The sequence below is a fragment of the Lachnospira rogosae (ex Hitch et al. 2025) genome (assembly GCF_040096455.1).
Lineage (GTDB): Bacteria > Bacillota > Clostridia > Lachnospirales > Lachnospiraceae > Lachnospira > Lachnospira rogosae.
In genome coordinates this window covers 12,947-24,597 of record NZ_JBBMER010000009.1, presented here as the reverse complement: position 1 = coordinate 24,597, position 11,651 = coordinate 12,947, and the positions used below count along the sequence as shown (strand labels likewise).

The following is an 11,651-nucleotide window of genomic DNA, read 5'->3' as shown; positions in this document are numbered from 1 at the left end:
CTTAATTCTATCCACGAGTTATCCACATTATCCACATTATCCACATTGATAACCACCTGCTTTTCATTTATTATCCACTATGCTATAATGAACACAAATAAGCGGGAACAAGGAGGGTAAGTCTGCCTTTACAGACTTATTAACATAGATATATGAGTAGTTTAATTTTATCAACAGAATCAAGTGAAGGATACACATCCGTTTCTAATATTTTTATCAGCGAGTATGTTCCTGGTGCTAATGGTGAATTTGTAAAAGTTTACCTTTATCTTCTGCACCTTATGTCGTTACGAAGCAATAACATAAGCATTTCCCTGCTTGCTGATACATTTAACCAGACAGAAGCTGATATTATGAGAGCTCTGCGTTACTGGGACAGCCTTGATGTTATATCACTTTCCTTTAATGGTCCCGGCAACGGCCTGTCCAACATTGTACTTCGTGATATTAAGCACACTGGGCAAGCTGCTAATGCTATGGCTGACCCAATAGCTGCTGAAAGTGCTTCAGTTAATAGTACTTCTTCATACCAGACTGAAACTGTGAGAGCTGCCAAGCCTGATATTAAACAGACCGAGGTTATATACACAGCAGAGCCTTCAAAAGTATCCTATTCAAAGGAACAGCTTAACGGTTTTCTTGCTAATGACAACTTTTCAATGCTTCTGTTCGTTATTGAGCAGTATATGGGACGTCCACTTTCCACTAAGGAAACCAATTCCATTGTATATTTCTACGATGGATTGAAGCTTTCAACTGACCTTATTGAATATCTTTTTGAATATTGTGTAGAACACAACAAAAAAAGCATTAACTACATTGAAAAAGTCGCTCTTTCGTGGGCTTCCAAGAATATACATACAATCGCTGAGGCTAAAGAGGAGACTTCTAACCACACAGATTATGTATACCAGATTATGAAAGCATTTGGCCTATCTAACAGAGAACCTGCACAGCACGAAAAGGCTATGATTGCCAAATGGGCTGACACTTACTGCTTTGATACCGATATGATAATTGAGGCCTGCAACAGGACAATCAAAGCTATACACCAGCCAAGCTTTGAATATGCCGACACCATACTTGCTAACTGGAAGAATTCCAATGTAAGCTCATTAGAAGATGTTAAAAAAGCTGATGCCGCATATGCCGCTGGCAACAATATAAAGCCTAAACAGACAGCTTCTTCAAAGCCAGCTAACAACCGTTTTAACAATTTCCAGCAAAGAGACAAGAAGTCTGATGACTGGTACAATTCACTACTTAGCAACAATAACTAGAAAGGTTTAAACTATGCCGCTTACCAATACCCAATATGCCTCAGTTATGCGTGTATATGACGATATACGCTCACATAATCAGGCATTACAGACTGAACGCTATAACGAAGTCGTTAATAAATGTCCTGAATATAGTTTAATTGAGAATGAGATAATCACGCTTTCTATGAAAGAAGCTTCAAGGCGTATTGTTTCTGATTCATCAGACACGGATTTAGATGAATATAACTTAAAGCTCAAAAAGCTGATTGCCAGAAAAGCTGAATTACTCGCCTCAATCGGCAAACCAAAAGATTATCTTGATGATATCTATACATGTCCGGTATGCCACGATACCGGTTATGTTAATGGTTCACGTTGTTCTTGTTTTAAGAAAAAGGCTATTGACCTTATATATGAAGACTCTAACCTTAAGAACATAACTTCAAGTGAGAATTTCTCTACATTTTCATTTGAATGGTACGATAAGAAACAGGTCGATCCTGTCACAGGGCTCACACCTTACAATAATATGCACAAAGTTCTTGATGTATGCCAGTCTTTTGTACAGACCTTTGATAATAGTTTCTCTAACTTGTTATTAACAGGCGAGACCGGCGTTGGAAAGACATTTCTTGCCAACTGTATCGCTAAGGAATTATTAGACACTTACCACAGTGTGATATACCTGACTGCAACTGAGTTCTTTAAATGCTTTGAGAACAGCGATTTCAGACGTAACCTTGATAACAATATAGATGTTAATTACTTTCTTGAATGTGACCTGTTAATAATTGATGATCTTGGTACGGAAAGCAGCAACTCTTACACTAATTCCAAACTTTTTTATGTAATTAATGAGAGGCTTCTCCGCAATAAAAGTGTGATAATATCATCAAATTTTACAATTTCACAGATTGAGGATTTCTACTCAGAAAGAATATTCTCAAGAATAATAAGCTCATATACAATTCTAAGATTATTTGGAACTGATATACGTTACCTTAAACGAACCAAGATGCTTAAGAATTGATAATTCATATCATTAATTATATTTCAGTTGTAGAAGTCATTTTAATCATTTTAATTATGCTAAAGTGATTGACTTATAATGTAATTAAGATTATATTTAACTATGTATGTTTATTCAGTTAGTTGTAAATGCTTATATTACTTCTATAACCGAATTAATATATATGCGGTAATGCAAAGCACTCCGCATACATTCGTGGGTGATAATACCCATATCCCAATATATTTATAATCATATACAATGGAGGACAATACAATGCCACGAGACGAACGTCATACTGCAACAATTCCATACGGAACATTAGGAATAGTACCATTAAAGAGCTGTTCTAAAATGGGCGAAAAGGTTGATGATTACCTTGTACAATGGAGAGAACAAAGAGAACATGAGAATCAGTCTAATCTTGCTTTTAGCGGATACAAAAGAGACAGCTATGTTGTAAGTGCAAGCACACCTAGATTCGGTTCAGGAGAAGGTAAGGGTGTCCTTAACGATTCTATACGTGGCTATGATTTATATATTATGGTTGACGTATGCAACTACAGCATTGAATATTCACTCTGTGGTACAACTAACCATATGTCACCTGATGATCACTATGCAGACCTTAAGAGAGTAATCGCAGCTGCAGGTGGAAAGGCAAGAAGAATTAATGTTATTATGCCTTTCCTTTATGAAAGCAGACAGCACAAAAGATCAGGAAGAGAATCTCTTGATTGTGCACTTATGCTTCAGGAACTTACAGCCATGGGCGTTGAAAATATTATCACATTTGATGCGCATGACCCTAGAGTACACAATTCAATTCCTCTTAAGGGATTTGAATCAGTATCTTGTACTTATCAGTTCATCAAGTATCTTTTACTTGGTGTTGACGACCTTCACATCGACAGCGAACATATGATGGTTATCAGCCCTGATGAGGGTGGTATGGGACGTGCTGTATACTTTGCCAATGTACTTGGTCTTGATATGGGTATGTTCTATAAGAGAAGAGATTATACTAAGATTGTCAACGGACGTAATCCTATCGTTGCACATGAATTCCTTGGTACTAATGTAGAAGGCAAGGACGTTATTATTATTGACGATATGATTTCATCTGGTGAAAGTATGATTGATGTTGCTTCTGAGTTAAAGAAGAGAGGTGCAAGCAGAGTATTCTGTGCTACTACATTCGGTCTTTTCACTAATGGTTTCGATAAGTTTGATGAAGCTTATGAAAAAGGTATCATTGATAAGATTCTTACTACTAACCTTGTGTACCAGCCAGACGAACTTCTTTCTAAGCCTTGGTATATCAATGTAGATATGAGCAAGTATATGGCTCTCCTTATCGATACACTTAACCACGACTCTTCAATCAGCGACCTTCTTAATCCTGTTGACAGAATACAGAAGAGAGTTAAAGAATATAATGAAAGATATGCTAAATAATAGCAAATGATTTTTCTATAACAGCATAATCTGAATATATAAAAACAGCCGGTGCAATACTGATAAGCTTTCCCTTAAGTAATAAATGAATTATAGAACTTGTCATTTAAGGGAGACTATTCAATATTAGTACACCGACTGTTTTTCTTTAATCTATAATGTTTCAAAAAACATTTCAAACTTTCCATATTGGAAATCCAGCGTAGGATTTAACTTTACAATATTGCCATACTTATATTATGACTACTCACGGTTGTCTTTAAGGCTTTCGACCATATCAACCTTTTCTGCCTTTCTTCTTACCACAAGCAATGATAATGCGTAACAGCACACAACAATAAGCACTGTAAGAATAATGCTTTTAAGTGATATATATGGTTCATACAGGACACCTTCTATTCCTGAATATATCTTAAATACAGATACCATCATTCCATATCCGCCAGCTATTCCTATTAATATTCCTACAGGTATAATAATATGATTTACATCAAGCACCATACTATTTATCTCCCTGCTCTTAAAGCCTAACACCTTAAGCATTGATATATTATGCCTGTTCTCTGACACAAGCATATTGACTGATACATATAATGCCGCGGCACATATTATTGTGCCTATAACAGCAAGCGAATATATTATAGAATTCATCTCATCAAGGATCGTGTTCATCTGTTCTTTGATATCCTCTGATGTAACTGTCTTTGATATTTTATCACCAAGATTTAATGCCTTTTCAGATAACAATCCATTGTAGGTATCCGCCTTCCAGCCAAGTAATTCCCTTGCATTTTCCTGACTGCATACAATGAATTTCTGTGAATTATTGCTTATTACTCCCGCAACTTTCACGGTCTTTTCTTCCATAGTTGTCGGATTAACAAATGTAAAATCATCTCCTGCTTTACAACCATACGAATATGCCATAACATTTGTTATATAAAATCCATCATTAAGGTCAGCATGGTTACCATCCGTTGTGTCTATATTAAGATACTTCACATCACTATCTGTGCCTATAATCATAAATGTACTGTCATTGTATTCATATCTTCCGATGACCAGCTTATCTACATCTGCTAATGATACATTTTCTATATCCTTATCCTCAAGCCTGTTCAATATGTACTCGTACTTAAAGCTTCCCATATTCTCTGAACCGGTGTCGATTAAATTATTAAGTGAATCTATGAACATAAACGCTACCGTTATCATAAGTGCCCCAAGAAATGCACCTAAGAACACAACAAGGCTTCTTCCCGGATTGGCTAGTATACTTCTTATTGCAAATTTATTTCTTACTTTTCCTTTCTTACCGACCATAACGCGTTTGATTTTGCTCTCGTCAGCCGTGCCATTTAACATAGCAACAGTATCCTTTTTAAGAAGCTTGTTGACCTTATGCATAGCTTCAAGCATATATATTAGCGTTGGAACAATTATTCCAAGCAGTGCAATATATAAAGGAAGCACGAATTTCACTGGCATTGGCTCATAATCTGCAAGACTCAGCTCACCATATGGCTGCTGGATAAGCTTTGTAATCACACTTACAAGCACGCCTCCCACAAGTCCTGGTATCATTGCAAGCACCGCATAATGCCACATAAGCTGCTTTTTCTTATAACCAAGTGCCGACAGCGTGCCTATAAGCTTCTGCTCGCTCTTTATCTTTCTTCCAATTATAATAGATATGAGTGCCACCGTAATTAATGGAATTGTAACAAGAAATACATAAGCCATTACAATAAACATCATCGCCTGATCGTCAACCATTGTTATTCGCTGGTTGTCTTCCTTTGAAAGGTACTCACTCATTTTATAACTATCGTTCATATCTTTTCTAAACTGGCTCTTATCCGTATCATCGCCATATATAACCTTGTACTGGCAAGAGCTTGAATTTATTTCGTCATACGCCTCATCTGTCATATAGGCAAGGAAAAATGATGTTATATTCTTGTAGCTGTCATCTGTATTTTCAAGCATATAAAGATAATCAGGGCGCAGAAAATATCCCGTAACAGTGTAATCTTTTCCTCTTATGGCTATTTTATCTCCTATACCCACATTATTATTAACAGCATAACCTTTTGATATTACTATCTCATCATTACTGCTTATATCCCTGCCATCGATAACCTCATAAAGGTCTATTTTCTTATTGGCTTTAAATAACCGCACTTTATAATCAGCTTCATTAATATTCGTAAAATGTTCCTTCTCAAAGGTTACGTTATACTTGCTTTCAATATCAGCTATCTTATCATCTGGTATCTCTAAATATGTTGAAAATGTTGCATCTTCCAGATTATTATCAACAAAGAAATTATCTCCATATGATTTTATTCCGACTCCAGCTATATAAAACAGATAAAACAGCAATAATGCAACAATCGTAAGAATCGAAGCTGCTATATAAAATGAAAGATTTTCTTTAATATTTCTTTTATATCTTTTATTAAGTGTCATACTTTCCTCTTTTCATATCATTTTATAAATATGATGCCAGCGGCGAAAGTCTTAAAGTCATTCATATCTGCACAATAAGACTTCTGCTTGTCAACATACATATGCAGATAAATATACTATAACTCAAGTTCATCAGCAGACATTTTCTGCTTATTGTCTATGCAGTCTGCTACTTTTCCATCTCGTATTCTTACAACAGTATCTGCCATATGAGCTATTGCTTCGTTATGCGTTATTATTATTATTGTTGTTTTAAAACTGCTATTAATTTTCTCTATAACTCTAAGTACATCTCTTGATGATTTGGAATCCAATGCACCTGTAAGTTCATCACATAAAAGTATTTTAGGATTTTTAATCAAGGCTCTTGCTATTGCAACTCTCTGCTGCTGTCCACCAGACAATTCCTTCGGAAATCTGTTCTTATAAGATGCTATACCTAGTTCTTCCATTACTTCATTGATATTTAATGGATTATTGGATATATCAGCCACAACCTCTATATTTTCCTGAACTGTAAGGTCTGGAATAAGATTATAGAACTGGAATACAAATCCAATATCTTCACGTCTGTATTCTGTCATACTTTTCTTATCTGCCCTGCTTATATTTCTTCCTGATATAATTATTTCACCGTCATCAAGTGAGTCCAGTCCACCCACCATATTGAGCAGAGTACTTTTTCCAGAGCCTGATGGACCTAATATTACATATACTTTACCTTCATCAAGCGAAAGATTTATGTCATCAATGGCTTTAACAAGTGCATCTCCCTCGCCATAATATTTTCTTGCATTCTTAATCTCTATAAACATATCTGCCTCCTTATATCACAGGTTAGGTAGTTCTAACTTTAGTTTGATATTACCACTTATGGTTACCTATTGCAATATAAGAAAGAATTTCCTAATTAAATAAAAAACGGCTACTATATTATCGCTATGTAATATAGTAACCGTTACTTTGAGTTATTCAATTGTTCTTCCTCCAAATCATTACTTTCTTTAATTAACTATTCTACAATGAATATAATTATTAATAATGCTTGGTATGTGTTATATTTCCATTGGATTATACCTGCCTTTCTCAATTCCTTATAATCTATATTAACATTCTTAATGAATGGTATCGATATATTCTATGTATTAATATATTGTCTGCTGAACTTGTCTTCTTTAATATGATTAATATATGTTGTTATATCGATTTATTAATATGTTTAAGGTCTTGTTTGTTTGTAATTGTATATTAACACTCACTTATACATTTGTCAACTCTTTTTTTGATTATTTTTAATTTATTTTTAAATTATTTCTTACTCTTGCGTGTTATATTGAATTGTTTGAATTGTTTGCAAATTAATCATTATTGTATACGCATTTGTGAATAATAAGCCTGTTATCCCGACCTCTGTGTAATCCGGATAATAGGCTTGTAACCATACCCATATATTTATATTTTGCTACATATTGTATTCTCTGAGTAGAACAAATATTCAAAGGATGCAACATTTTAAGATAAATTGTTGCATCCTTTTGAATTTTTATACTTATATTTTAACAAAAAACAGAGCGGTACATAATGCACCACTCTGTCCTAAATATTATGAAAATAAGAAAATTAAACTGACAATATTAGAAATCTACTTCTGTATCATAGTAGCAGCACTTAAGGAGCTTCTCCATCTCTTCCTGACTTGGCTGACGTGGGTTAGAACCTGTACAAGCATCGCTGATTGCATTAGCTGCTACTTCTGGGAGCTTAGCAAGGAATTCATCTTCTGGAACAATTCCCTGTTCTGCTGGAAGACCACCTTCGCCATAGTTCTTAATGCACTGTGGAATATTAAGCTCATCATTCATCTTACGAAGCATTGCGATTAAGTTATCAATCTTAGCTTCTGTTGTATCACCGCCTAATCCTAAGAAGTCAGCTATGTATGCATAACGCTTAGCTGCTGTCTCATCCTTAGAATTGTACTTGATAACCTTTGGAAGATACATAGCATTAGCTGCACCGTGGATAATATGTCCGCCTTCAAACGCTGCACCAGTCTTATGTGCCATTGAATGAACGATACCAAGTAATGCGTTAGAGAATGCCATACCTGCAAGACACTGTGCATTGTGCATTGCATCTCTCTTTTCCATATCTTCGTTATATGAACCAACAAGATCGTCCTTAATCATCTTCATAGCATGAAGTGCAAGTGCATCTGTATAATCGCAGTTAGCTGTAGATACATATGCCTCAATGGCGTGTGTCATAGCATCCATACCTGTATGTGCTACAAGCTTCTTAGGCATTGTCTCTGCAAGCTCTGGATCAACAATAGCTACATCTGGTGTAATCTCAAAGTCAGCTAATGGATATTTAATACCTTTCTCATAATCTGTTATAACTGAGAATGCTGTAACTTCTGTAGCTGTACCTGATGTAGATGAAACTGCACAGAAATGAGCTTTCGTACGAAGCTTTGGTAAGCCGAATACCTTGCACATATCCTCAAATGTTGTATCTGGATATTCATATTTAATCCACATAGCCTTGGCTGCATCGATAGGAGAACCACCACCAATAGCTACTATCCAGTCTGGCTGATATTCTTCCATAACCTTTGCACCCTTCATAACTGTATCAACTGAAGGGTCTGATTCGATACCCTCGAATAACTTAACTTCCATTCCAGCTTCCTTAAGATAATCTTCTGCTCTCTGAAGAAATCCGAAACGCTTCATTGAGCCACCACCAACACAGATGATAGCCTTCTTTCCTTTAAGAGTCTTAAGTGCTTCAAGAGCTCCTTTACCATGATATAAATCTCTTGGTAATGTAAAACGTACCATAACCCAATACCTCCTATAAATAAAAATATTAATAAGTGATTCGAATGGATTGTTAATTCTCTAACAATCTTTATATTAATAGTATATACCCCTGTCTTTATTATTTCAAGTAAATATATGATAATTTATTGTATTTTTTATGTATTTATGTATTAATTCACATATTATTTTACTAATCCTAAATTATTCACGGCAATGCCGTAAAAGTGGCTGAAAGGATGAGTTCTACGAGACTCTATATAATATCAGCAAACTGCAGGTGCAGCTGGAATAGCAACTATTAACGAACCTTGCACTATAGGGATTTTATGCCCCCTTTTTTCGGTCAAGAGAGATTAGTTCAAGCTTCATGGATCAAATTTAAAGGTTCAAGATGCAGTTTTTAATTTAGATACTGCTTCGTGAATAATTTAGGATAAATATAATTATACTCCACTTAATTCCTCTCTTTATAAACAATATCCTGCAAAACAAAAGAGCCTCCAATATTCTCCTAATTACAAGGAAATCTATTGAAAGCTCAATTATATTATTTATCTAATTATTAATCTCTAACCATCAACACCTAATCCCATTAAACATTAAGCATTAACAACTTCTTTAACAGTCTTAACAACATTATCAACTGTAAATCCAAAATGCTCAAACAATGTAGCTGCTGGACCTGAAGCGCCAAAGCCTTCCATAGCGATAACCCTGCCGTCAAGACCTACATACTTGTACCAGCCAAAGTCTGAAAGTGCTTCTACTGCAACTCTCTTTCTTACACCGTTAGGAAGCACACTTTCCTTATATTCCGCTGACTGTTTATCGAAAAGCTCCATACTTGGCATACTTACAACTCTTACATCAATGCCTGATTTCTTAAGTTCTTCCTTGGCATTAATTGCAAGACTTACCTCTGAACCGCTTGCTATGATAATAGCATCTGGAACTGCCTTTTCTGACTCAGCGATTACATAACCACCCTTAAGTGCATCCTTTGATGAACCCTCAATCTGTGGAAGGTTCTGTCTTGTAAGAACAAGTCCTGTTGGTCCACATTCATTTTCTACTGCATACATCCAGGCTGCTGCTGTTTCTGTTCTGTCACAAGGTCTGAATACTGTGAAATCAGGAAGTGAACGGAATGCAGCAAGCTGTTCAATTGGTTCATGTGTTGGTCCATCTTCTCCGACACCAATGCTATCATGTGTGAATACATAAGTAAGTGGAAGCTTCATAAGTGCTGAAAGTCTTGCCATTGGCTTAACATAATCACTGAATACGAAGAATGTTGCAACAAATGCTTTTAAACCGCCGTGAAGTGCAAGTCCATTACCGATTGCCGCCATAGCCTGCTCTCTTACACCAAAATGAAGATTAGTTCCAGCATAATTATCTTTAGAGAAATCACCCGCATCCTTCATATTAGTCTTATTAGATGGTGCAAGATCTGCTGACCCACCTATTAAGTTAGGCATTGCCTTTTTAATCATATTAAGAATAGTTCCGCTTGTGCTTCTTGTAGCTTCTGGCTTATCACCTTTTGCCCAATATTCATCAGAATTGAACAAATCGGACATATCATATCCATCAAAGTAATTATCCCATAATTCTTTCATTTCTGGATACTTCTCCACATATGCAGCAAAAAGTTCATTCCATTTATCCTCTGCCTTTGCCATATTATCAGCAAGTTCCTTGTAATGGTCATATACTTCCTTAGGAACTTCAAAATCACCCTTGCAAGGCCAGTTAATATTTTCCTTAAGAGCAGCCACATTATCAACACCAAGAGGTTCTCCGTGTGCACTTGCCTTGCCCTGCTTAGCTGGACAGCCATAACCAATAAGTGTATTAACCTTAATAAGTGATGGTCTTGTCTTATCAGCCTTAGCTTCCTCTATTGCCTTGCCGATTGCTTCAAGGTCGTTGCCGTCCTCAACTTCTATTGTCTGGAAACCAAATGCCTTAAATCTTGTAACTACATCTTCTGTAAATGCTATATCTGTGCTTCCCTCAATAGATATATTGTTTGAATCATAGAATACAATAAGCTTTGAAAGTCCTAGTGTACCAGCAAGTGAGAAACACTCTGATGAAATACCTTCCATCATACATCCATCTCCACCAAGTACATAAGTATAATGGTCTACAACTGGAAAGCCTTCCTTGTTAAATACTGATGAAAGATGTGCCTCTGCCATTGCCATACCAACTGCCATTGCCATGCCCTGTCCTAATGGACCCGTTGTAGCCTCAACACCTACAGTATGTCCATATTCCGGATGACCCGGTGTGAGTGAACCAAACTGTCTGAAATTCTTAACTTCTTCAAGTGAAAGATTACCTATTCCAAATAAATGGAATAATGAATAAAGAAGCATTGAGCCGTGTCCACCTGATAACACAAATCTATCTCTGTTAACCCAGTCTGGATTGTGTGGATTATAATTCATATGTTTTGCAAATAATTCATAAGCAACAGGTGCTGTTCCAAGTGGTAATCCAGGATGTCCTGAATTAGCTTTCTGTATCGCATCAGCGGATAAAACCCTGATTGCGTTTACTGACATTTCTTCAATATTCATAAGTATCCTCCATTCTTGTGCATATGCACAC

The 11,651-nt window shown here is 35.9% G+C and carries 7 protein-coding genes; 3 read left to right on the top strand and 4 right to left on the bottom strand.

All coding sequences use genetic code 11. The features are described 5' to 3' along the window. Window positions 1-152 precede the first annotated feature (152 nt). The 3 genes from WMO14_RS11310 to WMO14_RS11300 all read left to right on the top strand — a co-directional run bounded on the left by WMO14_RS11310 (window position 153) and on the right by WMO14_RS11300 (window position 3,729). Window positions 153-1,280, top strand: coding sequence for a DnaD domain protein (locus WMO14_RS11310; RefSeq protein ID WP_055177435.1), 1,128 nt, complete (start codon window positions 153-155; stop codon window positions 1,278-1,280). A gap of 13 nt (window positions 1,281-1,293) precedes the next feature. After that, the gene (locus WMO14_RS11305; protein ID WP_116444284.1) at window positions 1,294-2,292 is read left to right on the top strand and encodes an ATP-binding protein; all 999 of its coding nucleotides are present in this window, start codon (window positions 1,294-1,296) and stop codon (window positions 2,290-2,292) included. 255 nt (window positions 2,293-2,547) lie between these two features. Beyond that, the gene (locus tag WMO14_RS11300) at window positions 2,548-3,729 is read left to right on the top strand and encodes a ribose-phosphate pyrophosphokinase (RefSeq protein ID WP_090140354.1); all 1,182 of its coding nucleotides are present in this window, start codon (window positions 2,548-2,550) and stop codon (window positions 3,727-3,729) included. Between the two features lie 243 nt (window positions 3,730-3,972). Here WMO14_RS11300 and WMO14_RS11295 read toward each other — a convergent pair whose 3' ends face one another. From WMO14_RS11295 to tkt, 4 genes are all read right to left on the bottom strand, one after another. Then, window positions 3,973-6,201, bottom strand: a complete 2,229-nt coding sequence (locus WMO14_RS11295) for an ABC transporter permease (RefSeq protein WP_349153855.1) — start codon at window positions 6,199-6,201, stop codon at window positions 3,973-3,975. Window positions 6,202-6,317: 116 nt separating this feature from the next. Then, window positions 6,318-7,016, bottom strand: a complete 699-nt coding sequence (locus tag WMO14_RS11290) for an ABC transporter ATP-binding protein (RefSeq protein ID WP_349153854.1) — start codon at window positions 7,014-7,016, stop codon at window positions 6,318-6,320. 819 nt (window positions 7,017-7,835) lie between these two features. Beyond that, entirely contained in the window at window positions 7,836-9,047 is a 1,212-nt protein-coding gene (locus WMO14_RS11285; RefSeq protein WP_022502522.1) for an iron-containing alcohol dehydrogenase, read from the bottom strand. A 581-nt stretch (window positions 9,048-9,628) separates the two neighbouring features. After that, window positions 9,629-11,620: a transketolase gene (tkt, locus tag WMO14_RS11280; protein WP_349153853.1), complete on the bottom strand. Its 1,992-nt coding sequence runs from the start codon at window positions 11,618-11,620 to the stop codon at window positions 9,629-9,631. Window positions 11,621-11,651 lie beyond the last annotated feature (31 nt).